The organism is Bacteroides oleiciplenus YIT 12058, assembly GCF_000315485.1.
In the GTDB taxonomy this organism is placed as follows: Bacteria; Bacteroidota; Bacteroidia; order Bacteroidales; family Bacteroidaceae; genus Bacteroides; species Bacteroides oleiciplenus.
On the sequence record NZ_JH992947.1, the window covers coordinates 111,345 to 129,330 of the forward strand.

Consider the following 17,986-nt stretch of genomic DNA (forward strand, 5'->3'; position numbering starts at 1 on the left):
TAGAGAAATCAGAAACTCAGTCCTTTTTCACGACCGTAATTATAGACATCTTCCAGTCCATTGCCTGCAATGGTATAGAAATCGACTCCCATCTCTTTCAAATCATAGTCAGGCTTTATAAAACGGATGGTGGAGTCATTAATCCGGGCAGGGATTTCTTCGTCTGAGAAGAGATCAAAAGTCACTTTTTCTTTTTCTGTGCAGATGCAGATTATCTCTTTGTATCCCAATTCGGCAAGAGGAACAACGGGACAAATGGAAGTATAACTACCGTCTATGTACGGTTTATTGTTGATAAATGCGGGAATGTTCCAGGCGTGAAGCATGCGGGTGGTGGCATAGGCCACTTCATTCAGATTTTCTTTGGTCAGTAGCGCGGTCCGTTCATCCGAATGAGTATCAAACATCTGCAATTCGAGATTCCGGTTTTTCCATTCCGGTTTATGACGCAGGGCGTTTATCAGCAGCATTTGTCCCAGACGTCTGGCTCCGCCCGATTGAGTGACTTGGGCAGCTTCTTCTGTTTTCACAAAACTGGTTGCCACTAACAAACGGGCGGCTTGCGAGCCCCACAGATTGTTTTTAATCTCTGTCGATAGTCGTTGAATAGATTGCAGCATGGCACCGCTTTGGTTACCTTCGGCCTGACTCGTTGCATATCCGTCGCTCCACAAGGAAAGGTCTAATGCACTCACTTTATTAAATGCTGCAAAGGCTGCTATCAAGACGGAAGAAGAGCAGGATGCATACGCTTTCGCCCTTATTCCTTTCTCCTCAAAAGCTCTCAGAACGCCATGCGTGAACACATTCTTATATCCACCCGACATACAACAAATAGCGATATCATCCATATTTTTTAGGGTATTAGTATCGCAAATATAAAAAAATATCAGATGTATTGTTACCTGTTTCGTTCAAAAAGCTCCTTATTCGATAGAAATTCAATTGGGGTAGAGCAGAAAGGGCACCTCTTATCAAGTGAAAACGCATGGCTTTCTGAATGAAAGATAACTAAGCGTTTATCTGTTTTGCATAGTGAGTTATCCCGTTAAAGCAACAGGATTATCAAGTGTTGACAGTTGTCAACATACTTACTGACTACCGTCAACAAGTTTACCGACAACTGCCAACATATCGGCTGACAATAGTCAACACTTGATAATTTATAAGGCAGAAGAGGAGAAATGATAAGGCAAAAGCGGAGAGTTAGCTATCTGATTCAGTAGCCTATCATTGAGCAGTCAGCTCAATCACACGACTCTGAGTTTGTCCTAAACCAAATACCTCCAGACCGACTTTCATCAGGTAATCACCGGAATATACTTTGCCATTAGCTACCAATCCGGAAGTTGCAGCAGGCATCAGATTGATTTCCTCCACTTTATACTGTTTGTTCGGGTCCAAACCTTGCAATTTCACCGCCATCAGCTTTTCTTGGAAGCGCGGATGAATGTCATAAGCAAACAGAACCGCTTTGTTTGTATCTTTACTTACATAGTTCAGTGCCATGTGATTACCTTCGTACGGAGAGACCAAACGATACTGGTCACCGTCCATAATGGCATTCTGGAGACGTTTCCAGTTGGCTACCGCTGTCTGGCAATAAGTCAGTTCATCAGCAGTAAGTTCTTTCAGACCAATATCGAAACCAAGCTTGCACATGGAGGCCACATCGGTACGGAACTTTATGGAAGTCGCCTTGTTCCAGCTCGTCACATGGGCATCCATAGCCTTTGCGGGAAAGAACTGGGAGAAGCCCCATTGGATATAAATACGTTCCACCGGATCGGTATTGTCACTGCACCAGAACTCTGTGAAGTACTTCAATGCTTCATAATCGCACCGCGCACCGCCACCGGAGCAAAGCATCATCGGTACATTGGGATAATTCGCCTTTACACGTTTCAGAACGTTGTATATACCACGCACATGGTCTATATAAAGTTGTCCCTGTTTGTCTTTCAGATAAGCGGAATAGATATTGGTGATGGGGCTGTTGCAATCCCACTTGAAGAAAGCGACATCGGGATTTTCCTGCATAATGTTTTCTACAACACCATATACATAATCCTGCACTTTCGGGTTGCTAAGATCCAGTACCAACTGATTGCGGTAATAATACGTTTCGCGGTTAGGCAGTTGAATGGCCCAATCCGGATGTTTCTCAAAGAGTTCGCTCTTGGGGTTCACCATTTCCGGTTCAATCCAGATGCCGAACTTCACATCCGCATCTTTGGCAGCTTTTACTAAGGCGGGAATACCACCGGGCAGTTTATCATGAGTTACTTCCCAATCGCCCAAACCGGCATGGTCATTCTTACGCGGATATTTATTGGCAAACCAGCCGTCGTCCAACAGGAACATATCCACTCCCAAATGCTTGGCTTCCTTCATCAACTCGGCAAGTATCTCCTGATTGAAATTGAAACCTGTATTTTCCCAGTTATTCAAAAGGGTCAGACGGCTGCCTTTACCATCTTTCAGACTGTAGTTGCGTGCCCATTCATGCAGATTGCGACTGCCTTGCGAGGCACCATCATGGCTCAAAGTGAAAATGAATTCGGGAGTAGCGAACACTTCATTCGGTTTCAGTTCATAGTTCGATGCATAAGGATTGATGGCAGGGATTACGCGGAGATTACCCACATTGTCCACTTCGAAAGTGAAACGGAAGTTGCCCGTCCAGCCCAGTGTACCCATCAAGACATCGCCCTGGTGTTCGTTCACCGGTTGGTCCAGTCCTACTTCAAAGAAGGGATGGGTGTGCATGGCAGCACGGCTTCCCAGCTTCGTGTCAATCACTTTCTTGCCAAACTGCAATTGCTGACTGCTCATCTGCGCTTCTTTTGCCCAGTCACTGCTGAACTCGGTCAGGTAATAGCTGGAATTATTGAAGTAAAGCATGGTGGAGGCATAGGTGGAGAGCATGACAGGTTTCTTCTCCTGATGCTTTATCTCGCTCCACGTCTTGATGACGTTCTCTTTGGGATAGGCCACATAATGCAGTGCCACGTCTACCGGATACTGGTTATCGCGCAGGTTTATCACGGTTTCCGTACCACCTTCTACAGGCTTGGACGAGGAAGAAACGTAATAAAGAATCGTCGACGGATTGCCGTCATTATGAGTGATGGCGATGGCAGGTTCAAAGTAATCTTCATTGCCGGAACCGCTATACACTTCCCAGCCGCGCTTGCTCACGCTGCCGTCCGACCCGGCATGTATATTCCAACGGAAGTTCTGCAAATCCTGCTGGTACAAGAGTTTCTCGCCCAGATACGTTTGATACAAGCGACCGTTTTCGCCTACCTGGAGCACCAGGTCGGTGTTGTCCGTAGAAATGCGGATAGTTTCTTTTTCCGCTGCATGGGCATACGTCAGGGATGCGAATGCAAAGAGAGTTACAAGTAAATTTTTCATGGTGTACGATGAATTTAGTTACAAAAATAGATTAAATATAATTTAGAATGAAAGACTTGCGCTGAATTCCAGAGTGAGCGGGCGTAAATAATTACCGCTCATATAGTGATCCTTGAACTTTCCGGCTTCTTCCTTGCTCAACAGTTCGGCACCGTTGATAGTGCCGCTGGCACCCTTCTGATTCAGGAAGTTCACAACCGTAGCTCCCAAGGAGAGATGCTTGTTCACCTTCCAGTTCACGCCGCCGAAGGTTTCCCAACGGCCGTTGAAGTAGAGGGCATTGGTCAGATTGGCATACGTCTTTCCAAAATAGCGGAAGCTGAGCCATACGCGCAGGTCGGGAGTAATGTTGTAGCTGGGATCTATTTCAGCAAGTACCTGCGGAATTTCTTTCACGATGTTGCCGTTGGCATTCAGGTCGGGCACTCCTTCAAAGGGGGATTTGATGAAATAGTTGTTATAAGTCGGCTTCTGGTAAGTGAACAGGGCGTGCAGGTGGAAACCTTTGAACGGATTAATTTCCGCCGAGGTGGTCCAACCCAGAGTCTTGATATCATATATCAGCAAGGTGGTTTTAGATTGCGTCGTACCGGGTTTCGTTACGTTCTGCTGGTCGATGTTGTTCGACTTGGAGATATATGTAATCATGGAAGTCAAATTCATCCAGTTATTCTGATAGAACAGTCCGCCACGCAGCAAAGGAATGGTGACACGCTTGTACTGTTCCTCAGTGGGACCTGTTCCGGCATATTCGTTGATGCGAGGAAAACGGGTGGCAATGGTTCCATCGGCTGTAAGACCAAAGTTCTTCGTTATCTTATAAGTGAATTGTGCGGTTGCTGCATAATTCAGCTTATCTTTCACCACTTTATGCGGTTCTATCTTTTCTGTGGAGAGGACGTTGCCTTCATTATCTGTATATTGGTGAGTATCGCCAATGTGGAAACCTGCATAACGTCCGTAAGGTATCTGGTCGGCAGACATGCGGTAGTATTCCAGACGGGCACCGTAATAAACGTTGAATTTCGGGCTTATCTGCCAATTGTCCGTGAAGTAGGCAGCCAGTTTGTTTTCATATCCTTTGGTATATTCCGGACTTAGTTCATTGAAGCCTCTGAACTTATCGGTACTTCCGTCGGCTTCCCGACGGTCCAGTATCTGCGGGTATTCGGTGACGGTGCCTATCCATTGGAAAGAGGAAGAATGATAATCCAAATGATAGTACCATTCGTTCAATCCTAATCTCATATCGTGATTGCCTACTTTCTTTTTCAGTTCGGAAGTGAGCAGGACGTTCTTCACTTTTCCAAAATGTAACCAAGTGCGTCTTCCTTCCACCAATCCGGTGTAAGCATCTTTAGAACCGTCCATAAAAAGACCGTCTGCCACCGTTACTTCGCTGATATTGCTACCGCCGAAGTCTACATAATTGGCTTCGGGAGCATTCATAAACTTGGCATTAAGTGTCCAGTTCAGGTTATTGCGGAAGGTATAGTCGAACAACATAGCTACTTCGTGCGCCTTATTATCGGTGAAATCGCCGAAGCGTCCGCTCTTCATCTTTCCGTCCATCACATCCATGTACTGAAAGCGTCCGCCTTCGGGGGCATACGAAGAAGTTCCTAACTTGAAACCCGGAATTTCCTTCACACTGCCATCTCCCACATAAATGAACGGGGCTGCATTAATCATCGAACCAAGTGCACTACTTTTTGAGAACTTATAGATAACGGAGAACTTTCCACGGTTATTATTGAACAGTCGGGTCAGCCCTGCATGATAGAGTTGGGTGCGGTCGCTAAAGTTCTCGAACTTAGGGGCGAAGCTGCCCGGATCGAAGTTCTGATAAATGCCGGCTGTATAAAGCCAACGGTCGCCAATGCCACCGGATACATTCATATCCACATTTTGCCAACCGAAGTGGTTGGTGTGGTAATTCAGTACTCCTTTAAATTCTTTCTGCCCCAACTTGGAGAAAGCGTTCACCGAATAAGCGATGTTTCCGGTAGTGATGGCCGATTCAGACGGATTCATTAATCCTACTTCGCCCAAGCTGGCATCACTGCGCCAATGGGTAGACAGCTTATGCACAGCCGAAGAATATACGGCAGGCAGCCCGTTCTCATATACATTCACATCTTCACTGGGGAGTCCGATTTGGATTTCACGGGGTTTGTTGGCATCCGAAGCATTCAGCATCACATTGCGTTCGCTGCCTTCCGATTTCTTTGTACTAATGGTGTCGTTTACTTCCACCAGATTACTTGCCATTGCAGAAGAAGCGAATAGAAGAATCGCCGACATGACGCAAGAAAAGAGATTGACTTTCATAATATTCATTGATTTAAAATTAAACATTCAGAAGAAGGAACCGGAGAGGATTTCACCCTTTGTCTTTCAACGAGGGCAAAGTTAGGGGGTATAATAACGTACTGTTTCTACAAGTAGCCGCCAAGTAGATTGGCAGGAGAGGCATACGAACAATAAACCACTTATAATAAATCACTTACCAACACCTATTTTAGAAAAGCAAGTAGATGTACCCGTTTACCGGAAACTTTTAATATCTTTGTGTTTGTCTACTTTTAATGAATACACCCTATGAAGAAATGCTTATTATCGGGATTATTTCTGTTATTCGTACTCCTGCCTTTCCGTGCTGCGAACAAAGTTGACTTGTCCGGAGAGCTGGAAGCTGCCCTGAAACTGCGCAGCCAATATTCACATCAGAAGGAGGTACGAATTGACAGCCTCAAGCATTTACTCTATCCGGCTATGGGAGATGATGAGCGTTTCCGGTTGTACAACGCCATTTATGAGGAATATTATACGTACCGTTTCGATTCGGCGATGCTCTACGTAGACCGGGAAGAAGAAGTGGCCATGAAACTTTCCAATCCTGCCTATCGTAACCTGAGCATCATTCACCGTTCCATACTCCTCTCCACTTCGGGGTATTTCAGTGAATCCATTCAAAACCTGAAACAGATAGATAGCCGTACACTGGACGACGCATTGCGGATAGAATATTATACCGCTTATGAGTGGGCTTACAGTATGTGGGCCGAATATTCCAACGATAAAGTATATGCTCCCCGTTATTATGAAAAGGAAATGCTTTATCAGGATTCCCTTATCAGTGTTCTGCCTGCCAGTTCACCGCTGCATCATTATTGGAAAGGTGAAAATCTCTATCGCCACCGCAGGTATGCCGAAGCGGAAGATTGCTATAAAAAGGCACTGGAAGGGTTGCCTGTCAATGTCCGGTTGTATGCTATGGTGACTTACGGACTGGCATTGGTATACTCACAAACCAATAATTGGGAAGAATATGAAAATTACCTGATAATGGCCGCCATCTCCGACCAGGTATGCCCGCTGAAAGAGAATCTCGCTTTACAGGAACTGGCTCTATACATCTTCAAGAACAGAAGTGGAGAAGTTTCACGCGCCAACCGCTATTTAAACCATTCTCTGGAAGATGCTATGTTCTACAACAACCGCCTCCGTATGCTCGAAATAGCGAGGAAGTTCCCTTCCATCGTGCTTTCATATCAGGAACAGAATCTTATCAAAAGTCAAAGATTGCAATGGTCGCTGATATGTATCAGTCTCTTGTCTATCGGACTGGTGGTTTCCCTGATTTATATTTACCGACAGATGAACCAGTTGCATAAGCGGAGAAAGATATTGGCGGATATGAACCAGGAACTGCAACATCTGAATAAAGCGTTGGTAGATACGAATCATACGCGCGAAGAGTATGTGAGTCTGTTTATGGATTTATGTGCCGCCTATATAGATAAACTGAATAAATATCAGGATTTAGTGAAGCGCAAAGTAAAGGCAAAGCAAACGGATGATTTACTGAGACTGGCCAATGCAACCAAACTTTCGGATACAGATGCCAAGGAGTTCTTCGTAAACTTCGATACGGCTTTCCTGAATCTGTATCCTAACTTTATAAAGGAATTCAATTCCCTGTTGCGCGAAGGAGAAGAGATTATGCCCAAGCGGGGGGAAATACTGACTACAGAACTTCGGATATTTGCTCTAATACGGATGGGGATTAAGGATAGTTCCAGGATAGCAACCCTCCTGTTCTATTCTCCGCAGACGATTTATAATCATCGGAGTGTGGTGAAAAATAAGGCAAAGATGAGGGATAGTTTTGAGAAACAGGTGGAGGAGCTTTGCGCAGTGATGTAGGTTTATTATCTGCGCAATAAAGAGCCCAATTCCGCCTTGCGGATAAACTATTTCCGCTTCCGCAAGAAACTAATCCCCGTGATTGCCTCTTTTATAAAGACTTCATAACCACCCCTAACGAACATACCATATCATCCTACCTTCAATACATGCCTGTGGCGACTCCAACATGGGAAAGGGTTTCATGTGGCATTTTTCTCAAAGAAAAAAGCGTGTTCCCATTGCCCTATCAAATACTTCTGCTACTTTTGTCAACACATACAAGATAACTACAAGAAAACTATTATCTTATGAAGAATCTATTCTATTTCAGCATTATGATCTGCATGTTATATGCATGCTCATCGGATTCAGATTTCAATCCGGAAGATAACACTTCTTCTGACTTTTATGAATTCAAAGCTATCCCCGACAAGGAAGTCATTTTCAAAGCCTATCCGGCAAGTATGAAACAAATTCTGGGTGCAGGTTACGATGTTACCGCTGACCACTTAAGCCCCGAGGCAATAAAAGCCCCCATAATTGATCTGGAAAAGTTAGAAAACAGCGATATATTTGACATCTATCGTATGCGGGCAAATTCTTCCGAACCCAGAGACTACGCTGGAGAGAATGCAGCAACGTTCCTTACTGACATTACCAAGAACCTGGTACTGGGAGACATAAATTCCAGAAATGCTTTATCAATCGGTACCATTCTCAAGCATAAAGAGTTCGAATCTGACTACGGCCATTCTTCACAATATTCTTTCGCTTCCAGCGAACGGCTATTTACAGCAGAGCGCTGGTACTTTTCATTTTTCTATACCTTGGATAAATATAAATACAGATACCTTACCCAAGAGTTTGAAAATGATGTGAAAAGCCTGACGGCAGAAAAAATCATAAAAAAATATGGCACACACATCTTAGTGGACATCTGCATAGGAACAAGATTCAGAGGACTTTACCGGACAACAGTACCTACAGCAACATCGGCTGCCGACATTGCAAGAATCACCTTACTTAGTGCTTTGACAAAAATAGCCCAGCAAGGTCTCTTTACCGGAAGTGTCGTCGGCGGCTGGGAAGAAGAAGTGGCACAAAGCATAGGAGGACAACTTATATTCGAATTTTATGGAGGAGATACTGCCTTATTGCCTTCACAGCCAACAGCCGCAGACATTGACACCTGGTGGAAGTCGTTCAATGAAGAGAATTATACCTTAACTAAAATCACTCAGGACAAAGTACTTCCTATTTATGAAATGATAGAAGATGCAACCAAAAGAGAGCAAGTAAAAAATGCCATGAAAGAATATATTTCTAACCAAAAGTTATCATCAGTTTCTACCACTGCGCTGCTTCAAGCATGGGATGGGAAAAACCACACATACTACACATCCTATTTGGAAAATGCAACAAGCTCCAGCAGAAAATACGAAGGAGCAATTTGCTCTATCTACCAACAAAAAAGAAGTAATACCGTGCCTCTGTATGTATATAGTAACGGCGCCAAACAGCGTTTATCCTTAGAACCATTGCAAACAGAGGACGGATGGAAACTGGAAAAAGAACTGGGATATGTATATGCTTCACCCGTAGACGGTGCCATTCCTCTTTACGAAGCCGAGAATGAGAATGATTATTGCTACACTACAGAAGACAAAAAGGAATATGGTATAGAAGGAAGTTGGAAGAAAGCAGGCATTGTATGTTACACAATGCCTCTATAACTCAATCTCCTTTATCATCACCTCATCCGAACAGTAATGATAAAGGAGAAGACGATATTACTGAATCATTCGAAAGCTCACTCCAACCGACTCTTAAAAGCAGCCGGCAACTCTGGCATAGCCCCGCTCTGTGTACAAACATAGGCAGAAACTTCCACCGCCAACTTATGAGCCTCAGGCACCGGCTTTCCGCTAAGTATGGCAGACGTGAAAGCCGCAGTAAATGAATCTCCCGCACCAACGGTATCGGCAACCGGAACCCGTGGTGTATCCTGGAAAGACACAACGCCCGGAGTAAACACATAACTGCCGTTCGTGCCGCAAGTCAGAATCAACATTTTCAGATTATATTTAGCCAGGAGTATCCAGCATTTATCCTGCAAGTCAATCCCCGGATAGCCGAAGATACGGCTGATAGTCACCAACTCCTCATCATTGATTTTAAGAATGTTGCAACGGCGCATAGACTCGCAAAGTATCTCTTTCGTATAGAACCCCTGGCGGAGATTGATATCGAAAATCTTAATCTGCTCATCCCCGTCGGGCATCATATCCAGAAAACGCTGGATAGTGGCACGACTCACCGCACTGCGCTGTGCCAGCGAACCGAAACAAACGGCACGGGTGGAAAGAGCCAGACGTTTCAGTTCGTCCGTAAAAGGAATGTTATCCCATGCCACGCCTTCTTTGATCTCATAGCAAGGAACCCCCACAGCATCCAGAGTTACCTGCACCGTACCTGTAGGATAATCCACCTGCTCTATCTGGCAAGCCAGCTTCTTTTGGGCAAATACATCCAGTATTTCTTGACCGTCAGCATCACGCCCCACGGCACTCACCACACGGCTGTCGAAACCAAACTGTGAAACATGATATGCAAAGTTGGCAGGCGCACCGCCTATTTTCTTTCCTTCGGGCAGCACATCCCAAAGTGCTTCACCCATTCCTACGATGATTTTATTCATGATACTCGATATAATTATGAATTATGGTTAGATATAAAGTTATTTTTTAATCTTCAAAGTATAATACAGCAGATATAGCACTCCGACAGTCATTACCGCTACCGCACCGCTCTGTCCTACCGCATCGCTTGCCAGTCCCATTGCTAACGGAAATACGGTTCCGCCGAAAAGTCCCATAATCATCAGACCGGAAACTTCGTTCTTCTTGCCCGGCATATACAGCAACGCCTGCGAGAAGACAATCGAAAAGATATTCGAGTTACCGAAACCTATCAACGCTATGCAAATATAAATAGTTGTTTTGGAATGGAAAGCAAAAAGTCCGATCATTGCAATCAACATCAGGAAACTACTGATAGCAAAGAACGATTTCGCATTCATCTTCCGCAGGATAAAAGAACCAGTGAAGCAGCCTGCCGTACGGAAAATGAAATAGAGACTCGTAGCAAATGCGGCATCATCCAGTCCCATGCCCAGACGTTCCATCAGTATTTTAGGAGCGGTAGTATTCGTACCGACATCAATTCCCACATGGCACATGATGCCAATGAAAGAAAGTAAGATGAACGGTTTGCCCAACAAAGCCAGACACTGACCAAATGTAGAAGGCTTTCCTTCTTCTTTCTCTTCGGCGATTTGCGTCTGTCCTAACAACAAAACTGCAATCACAGCTATCACCATATAAATAGGGAACAGCACGCGCCAACCCATACCGAAAGACGGAATGGCCTGCGTAGCCCCCCACATGGCAATGTAAGGTGCAAGGAAAGAAGCAATTGCCTTTATAAACTGCCCAAAGGTAAGGCTACTTGCCAGCCGGTCACCCCTGACAATATTAGAGAGCAGCGGATTCAGTGAAGTCTGCATCAATGCATTGCCGATACCTAATAAAGAGAAAGAAAGTAGCATCAACATATAACTATCACCGAAAACGGGTAACAAAAGAGAAGCGAATGTCACCACCAAACTGAGGAGTACCGTCTTTTTCTGTCCGATACGGCTCATCAACATACCCGTCGGTACAGAGAAAATCAAGAACCAAAAGAAAACCAGCGAAGGGAAAATGTTGGCCTGTGAGTCTGTCAGACCTAAATCGGCTTTTACATAATTGGAGGCGATGCCCACCAGATCGACGAATCCCATGGCGAAGAAACAGAGCATCACCGGGATAAGCTTAGATAACGAAGAATTAGATTTCATTGTTCTATGGTATTAATTTAAGTATATTCCTGCTCGGGAAAGCACGCTGCAAAGGAAGCGAATCTTAAGACAATAGGGTATCACTTTTGTTACAAAGAGTAGCAATTATGATACGAAGCTCTTTTTTAAGCCTATTTGAGAGCTATTATCTGTCTTTTTGTCTACTTTTGTGGGAGATTATACAAAGAAACTTTTTAAACAACAAGATGGAAACACTCTTTAATGGACGACTCAGCATTGAAGTCTCTGCACATGGAGCAGAACTATGCAGCATTTTTGCCAACGCAAAGGAATACCTATGGCAGGCAGAACCGGAATTCTGGAAACGTCACTCACCTGTACTCTTCCCGATTGTAGGTAGCGTATGGGAAAACGAATACCGGAATGAAGGCTCTACTTATGTTCTCACACAACATGGTTTTGCCCGCGACATGGAATTCAAATTAATCTTAGAACAGAATGACGAACTGCGTTATCAACTAGTCAGCAACGAAGAAACGCTGAAGAAATATCCTTTCCCGTTCTGCCTCGAAATCGGTTACCGCATCCGTGACAAGAAAATCGACGTCATGTGGGAAGTGAAGAATACCGGAGAAAAGGAAATGCATTTCCAGATAGGTGCACATCCGGCATTCTATTACCCGGATTTCGATGCTGAAACTCAGGAACGGGGATTCTTCGGTTTCAACAAGAAAAGCGGATTGAAATATATCCTGATTTCCGAAAAAGGCTGTGCCGATCCGGACACGCAATATCCCTTGAAACTGACCGATGAGCTCTTGCCGCTGAATACACATACATTTGATAAGGATGCGCTAATACTGGAAGATAGTCAGGTGAGACGGGTGACACTATATAATAAGGAGAAGAAACCTTACCTTAGCCTGCATTTTGATGCCCCTGTGGTAGGATTGTGGTCACCACCGGGAAAGAACGCTCCGTTCGTCTGCATAGAGCCGTGGTATGGGCGGTGTGACAGAGCTCACTACACAGGTGAATATAAAAATAAGGATTGGATGCAGCATTTGCAACCCGAAGAAACATTTAGAGGAAAATATACGATTGAAATAGAGGAATAAAAGAGAAACAGAACAATTTAAAGGTCTTCCCGTACCCGGTCCGTATCAACTCCGTACCAAGGCCGTAGCAAATTCGGTTCTATAGCTACGGAGATGATACGGAGTTGATACGGACCGGATACGGGGAAGAGGAAAAACAGAACAATCTTACGAATGTGGTTTCATCACAAATGGTAGTATCTTAAAGTTTAGCTATTTCAGTTTATAAACCTGAAATGAACTTACCGTGTAGCTTCCACCTTTAGCATAGAAGCTGATACGGTTATAAGGTTCCGAAGGAAATATCAGGTTTGTCATCGCCAGACGTCCGTCGTCACCGAATATTTCGATACTGGACTTATCTACGAAGATACGTAGCTTCATCTCATAGTTATCTTCTATCGGAGCGAACGTTACCACAGGGAAGTCCGGACTGAACGATACGATTCCGCTTTTGGCACGATCCATTGCAAACTTCTTCTCTACCAAATTATAGTAGATATCAACTTCTTCCCCTTTTGAATTGAAAAGTTGGAAACCAATAACTTCCGCATTTCTGTTCTTGATAGTCATTTCTATTTCATACGTACCGGTATTATCGGCAAGAAGTTTATCCATATTATAGGTACGGTCTACTTTGAAAGAACGCTTTTTCTCACCTTTTCCGCGTAACGTCAGGAGTTCCCGTGAAGGGGATGACTTCAGATAAGTCTCGCCGTCCGAAGTATAAAGACTCAAGTCGCGGGGAACAGAGTTGCCACTGCGGTATTGCGTAGTCGGCACATCGTTGGCATACTGCCAGTTGCTCATCCATGCCAAGGCTATATGACGTCCTTCGGGAGCATTGCTCCAGGTTACGGTAGCATAGTGGTCTTTTCCCCAGTCCATCCACTTTGTCATTTTCGGAGATTCGTTCACAAAGTTCTTTCCGTCGAATGTTCCTACAAAATATTGGGTAGCACTACCGCCAAAAGGTCCTCCGGGGTTGATGTTGCAAATCAATACCCACTTTTTCAGTTCAGTGCCTTCAATGGGCAATTCAATCAGATCGGGACACTCCCAGACACCGCCATGAGCACCCTGACCCTCACCGAAACTACTTTCATAGGTCCAGTCTTTCAGGTTGACAGAAGAGTAGAACTGCATTTCCTGACCTACGGCAAGCACCATGATCCACTTGTCGGTGGCATCGTGCCAGAATACTTTCGGGTCGCGGAAGTCGCGTTGGGTGGAAGTCAGTATCGGATTGCGTGCATACTTCTTGAAGGTTTTCCCATTGTCAAGACTATAAGCCATGCTCTGCACCTGGCGGTCACTTGCCGAGGTATAGAAAGCAATGATGGCTCCGGCACCGAAACCTGCGGTATTATCCTTATCCACTACGCAAGAACCACTAAATATAGTGCCCAATGCATCAGGTGCAATAGCTACCGGCTGGTGCTCCCAAGACACAAGGTCGGTACTGGTGGCATGTCCCCAATGCATATTTCCCCACATGGAACCATACGGGTTATATTGATAAAACAGGTGATACACACCATCCTTATAGACCATTCCATTCGGATCGTTCATCCACCCATATTGGGGTGTAAAGTGATAGAGCGGACGGAAGTCTTCACGATTGGCAGTATCGAAAGTATCGGAAAGTTTCATCTCATTCCAGCAAATAGCCGTATCAGGAATGAGTTGGAAATTAAAGGAGAGTGATTTATTATCAAATCCGGAAAGATCTACCGGAACAAAATAATCTACTTTATTGATAGCCAGACGGACGTTCATGTTGCGCACCACGTCATTGTCTGCAATCATATAGAGTTTGGCTTCCGGAGAAGCTTCTTCTACGGGAAGCAACAGGAATTTCTTTTGATTCTCAATCTGGACAATGCTCTGTCCGTCGCCTAAATGTTTAATCACGAAAGGAGGATTAATAGCCTGGCACGAGAAGACAGACCATACAGTACCTATTATAAAGGCGAAAGTCCATCGTGCTGTTAACAAATAGTTTTTTAGATTCATGATGTTTCTTGGTATTAAAAAAACAGTTAATAATTAGTTGCCCGGGAAAGCACTTTGCAAAGGAAGCGAATATCAGGAAGAAAGCCTGTAATTTATGTTTCATAAGCTGGTAAAAATGATACCTCACCACCATCTTGTTACAAATTTGCGAGCTTATGAAACATAAATTACAGTATCTTTTCATTTAATTCCTTTTATTTGCACCATCAAAACATGACTCGGGAAAGCCAGTTTTGAGAGGTAATCCATTGCGATTACAAACAAAGTAAACTATTAAATTAAAATCTAAAAACATGGAAGGCATAAAAAAATCACTTCTATTTGCACTTTTTCTTCTTATGTGCACGCTTGTACAGGCTCAACGCCTGACCGTACAGGGAAAAGTGGTTTCTAAGACCGATGGAGAGCCAATCATCGGTGCAACTGTGATAGAAACCAATCAGACCGCCAATGGTACCATTACCAATATCGATGGCGAATTCACATTATCCGTAGCCCAGGGTTCGGAACTTACGATTTCTTATATAGGCTTCAAGACAGTGAATGTAAAGGCGCAAGCCTCATTGAGTATCACTCTGGAAGAAGAATCCGAAATGCTACAGGAAATTGTAGTTACCGGCTACACCACCCAACGCAAGGCCGACCTGACGGGAGCCATCTCCGTAGTCAGCATGGACGAAATTGCCAAACAAAACGAAAACAATCCGATAAAGGCTTTGCAAGGACGTGTACCCGGTATGAACATCACAGCCGACGGTAATCCCAGTGGAAACACCACGGTACGCATCCGTGGTATAGGAACCCTGAACAACAATGATCCTCTTTATATTATAGACGGTGTACCCACCAAATCGGGTATGCACGAGCTGAATGGCAACGACATCGAGTCTATCCAGGTATTGAAGGATGCAGCCTCAGCCTCCATCTACGGTTCGCGCGCTGCAAACGGTGTCATCATCATCACCACTAAGAAAGGTAAAGAAGGACAAGTAAAAATCAACTTCGACGCATCCGTCGCCGCTTCCATGTACACCAATAAGATGGAAGTGCTGAATGCAGAAGAATATGGCCGCGCCATGTGGCAGGCTTACGTGAACGAAGGACAGGACCCTAACACCAATGCACTGGGTTACAAATACAACTGGGGTTATGATACTAACGGCTATCCCCAACTGAACGGTATCAGCATGTCCAAGTATCTGGATTCTGCCAATACGGTTCCGGCTGCCGATACGGATTGGTTTGATGAAACGACACGCACAGGTGTGATTCAGCAATACAATGTATCTGTAAGTAACGGTTCGGAGAAAGGTTCCTCTTTCTTCTCTCTGGGATATTACAAGAATCTGGGTATCATCAAGGACAGTGACTTTGAACGTTTCTCTGCCCGCATGAACTCCAGTTATAATCTGATTGGTAAAGTGTTGACCGTGGGAGAGCACTTCACACTGAACCGTACTTCGGAAGTACAGGCACCGGGTGGATTCCTGCAAAATGTATTGCAGTTCAACCCTTCACTGCCGGTCCGTGACATTAACGGAGAATATGCAGGTCCGGTGGGCGGATACCCCGACCGTGAAAACCCGGTGGCACGTCTGGAACGTAACTCTGATAACCGCTATACTTACTGGCGTATGTTTGGTGACGCCTACATCAACCTGAATCCTTTCAAAGGGTTCAATGTACGTTCCACATTCGGATTGGACTATGCACAAAAATCGCAACGCATCTTCACTTACCCGATTACCGAAGGCAATGTGGCAAATGACAAGAATGCCGTGGAAGCCAAACAAGAACATTGGACGAAATGGATGTGGAATGCCATCGCTACCTATAACCTGGAAATCGGCAAGCACCGTGGCGATGCCATGATCGGTATGGAGCTGAATCGGGAAGATGATATTCACTTCTCCGGTTATAAAGAAGATTACGCCATCCTCACTCCCGACTATATGTGGCCGGATGCCGGTTCGGGTACTGCCCAGTCATACGGCGCCGGCGAAGGTTATTCTCTGGTTTCTTTCTTCGGAAAACTGAACTATACATATGATGATAAATATCTGTTCTCTGTAACGGTTCGCCGCGATGGTTCTTCACGTTTCGGCAAAAATAACCGCTACGCCACTTTCCCTTCCGTGTCACTGGGATGGCGTCTGAACCGTGAGAAGTTCATGCAGAATCTCACCTGGATAGACGATTTGAAGGTCCGTGGCTCATGGGGACAGACCGGTAACCAGGAAATCTCCAATATCGCCCGTTACACGATTTACGTTCCCAACTATGGTGTGACGGAATCAGGCGGTCAGAGTTACGGTACTTCTTACGACATTGCCGGAACCAATGGCGGAAGCATTCTTCAATCCGGTTTCAAGCGTAACCAGATTGGCAATGACAACATCAAATGGGAAACAACTACACAGACCAATCTGGGGCTCGATTTCTCTCTGCTTAAACAAAGCTTGTACGGCTCGTTCGACTGGTTCTATAAAAAAACAACAAACATCCTGGTGCAAATGGCAGGTATCGCAGCCATGGGTGAAGGCAGCAACCAATGGATCAATGCCGGAGAGATGAAGAACATGGGTGTAGAGTTCAACCTCGGTTATCGCAACCAGACTTCATTCGGATTGAAATATGACCTGAATGCCAATGTCTCCACCTACCGGAATGAAATCACCAAACTGCCTGCCACTGTAGCAGCCAACGGTACTTTCGGCGGTAACGGTGTACAAAGCGTTATCGGTCATGCCAACGGTTCGCAGGTGGGTTATGTGGCCGACGGCATCTTCAAATCGCAAGAGGAAGTTGACAACCATGCCACCCAGGAAGGTGCCGGAGTGGGACGTATCCGCTGGCGCGACCTGGACAATAACGGCATCATCAACGAGAAAGACCAGAAATGGATATACGACCCGACGCCTGCATTCAGCTATGGTCTGAATATCTATCTTGAATACAAGAACTTCGACCTCACCATGTTCTGGCAAGGTGTTCAGGGAGTAGACGTAATCAGTGACCTGAAGAAAGAAACAGACCTTTGGAGCGGCCTCAACATCGGTTTCCTGAACAAGGGTAAACGGGTGCTTGATGCCTGGTCTCCGACTAACCCGAATTCTGATATTCCTGCATTATCACGCAGCGATATAAACAACGAGAAACGTGTTTCAACTTATTTCGTAGAGAATGGCTCTTTCCTGAAACTGCGTAATATACAGATAGGTTACAATGTTCCGAAAGCCTTCTCCCAAAAGCTGAAAATGGACCGTCTGCGCTTCTATGTTAGTGCCCAGAATGTGCTGACCATCAAGAGTAAGGAATTTACCGGAGTAGACCCGGAGAATGCCAACTATGGCTACCCCATCCCGATGAATCTGACTTTCGGAGTTAACGTAGGTTTCTAAAT

General features: G+C 45.0%; 10 protein-coding genes. 4 read left to right on the forward strand and 6 right to left on the reverse strand.

Annotated features, from left to right (window positions below; translation table 11 throughout):
- Positions 1-8: 8 nt before the first annotated feature.
- From HMPREF9447_RS26495 to HMPREF9447_RS26505, 3 genes are all read right to left on the reverse strand, one after another.
- Positions 9-851, reverse strand: a complete 843-nt coding sequence (locus tag HMPREF9447_RS26495) for a patatin-like phospholipase domain-containing protein (protein ID WP_009132727.1) — start codon at positions 849-851, stop codon at positions 9-11.
- Between the two features lie 379 nt (positions 852-1,230).
- On the reverse strand, positions 1,231-3,420 hold the full coding sequence (locus HMPREF9447_RS26500) for an alpha-galactosidase (protein WP_009132728.1): 2,190 nt from the start codon (positions 3,418-3,420) through the stop codon (positions 1,231-1,233).
- A 42-nt stretch (positions 3,421-3,462) separates the two neighbouring features.
- Positions 3,463-5,751, reverse strand: coding sequence for a TonB-dependent receptor (locus HMPREF9447_RS26505; protein ID WP_009132729.1), 2,289 nt, complete (start codon positions 5,749-5,751; stop codon positions 3,463-3,465).
- 270 nt (positions 5,752-6,021) lie between these two features.
- On the opposite strand from HMPREF9447_RS26505, the gene HMPREF9447_RS26510 reads away from it, so the two are divergent.
- Both HMPREF9447_RS26510 and HMPREF9447_RS26515 read left to right on the forward strand, forming a co-directional pair.
- Positions 6,022-7,629 carry a DUF6377 domain-containing protein gene (locus HMPREF9447_RS26510; protein WP_009132730.1) on the forward strand — a complete coding sequence of 536 codons (1,608 nt, stop codon included), beginning with the start codon at positions 6,022-6,024 and terminating at the stop codon, positions 7,627-7,629.
- 290 nt (positions 7,630-7,919) lie between these two features.
- On the forward strand, positions 7,920-9,344 hold the full coding sequence (locus HMPREF9447_RS26515) for an MACPF domain-containing protein (RefSeq protein ID WP_009132731.1): 1,425 nt from the start codon (positions 7,920-7,922) through the stop codon (positions 9,342-9,344).
- Positions 9,345-9,421: 77 nt separating this feature from the next.
- Here the strand turns inward: HMPREF9447_RS26515 and HMPREF9447_RS26520 are convergent, their stop codons facing one another.
- Together HMPREF9447_RS26520 and HMPREF9447_RS26525 are read right to left on the reverse strand one after the other, a co-directional pair.
- Positions 9,422-10,309 (reverse strand): carbohydrate kinase family protein, encoded by an 888-nt coding sequence (locus HMPREF9447_RS26520; RefSeq protein WP_009132732.1) that lies wholly within the window; start codon positions 10,307-10,309, stop codon positions 9,422-9,424.
- Positions 10,310-10,348: 39 nt separating this feature from the next.
- A complete protein-coding gene (locus HMPREF9447_RS26525) occupies positions 10,349-11,509 on the reverse strand; it encodes an MFS transporter (protein ID WP_009132733.1) in 1,161 nt (386 codons plus the stop codon).
- Positions 11,510-11,715: 206 nt separating this feature from the next.
- Between HMPREF9447_RS26525 and HMPREF9447_RS26530 the strand changes: the two genes are divergently transcribed.
- Positions 11,716-12,588 carry an aldose 1-epimerase family protein gene (locus HMPREF9447_RS26530; protein ID WP_009132734.1) on the forward strand — a complete coding sequence of 291 codons (873 nt, stop codon included), beginning with the start codon at positions 11,716-11,718 and terminating at the stop codon, positions 12,586-12,588.
- 192 nt (positions 12,589-12,780) lie between these two features.
- On the opposite strand, the gene HMPREF9447_RS26535 is transcribed toward HMPREF9447_RS26530, so the two are convergent.
- Positions 12,781-14,583 carry a GH32 C-terminal domain-containing protein gene (locus HMPREF9447_RS26535; RefSeq protein ID WP_009132735.1) on the reverse strand — a complete coding sequence of 601 codons (1,803 nt, stop codon included), beginning with the start codon at positions 14,581-14,583 and terminating at the stop codon, positions 12,781-12,783.
- Between the two features lie 338 nt (positions 14,584-14,921).
- On the opposite strand from HMPREF9447_RS26535, the gene HMPREF9447_RS26540 reads away from it, so the two are divergent.
- Complete coding sequence (locus HMPREF9447_RS26540) at positions 14,922-17,984, forward strand: SusC/RagA family TonB-linked outer membrane protein (protein WP_374937437.1); 3,063 nt, start codon at positions 14,922-14,924, stop codon at positions 17,982-17,984.
- Positions 17,985-17,986: the final 2 nt, after the last annotated feature.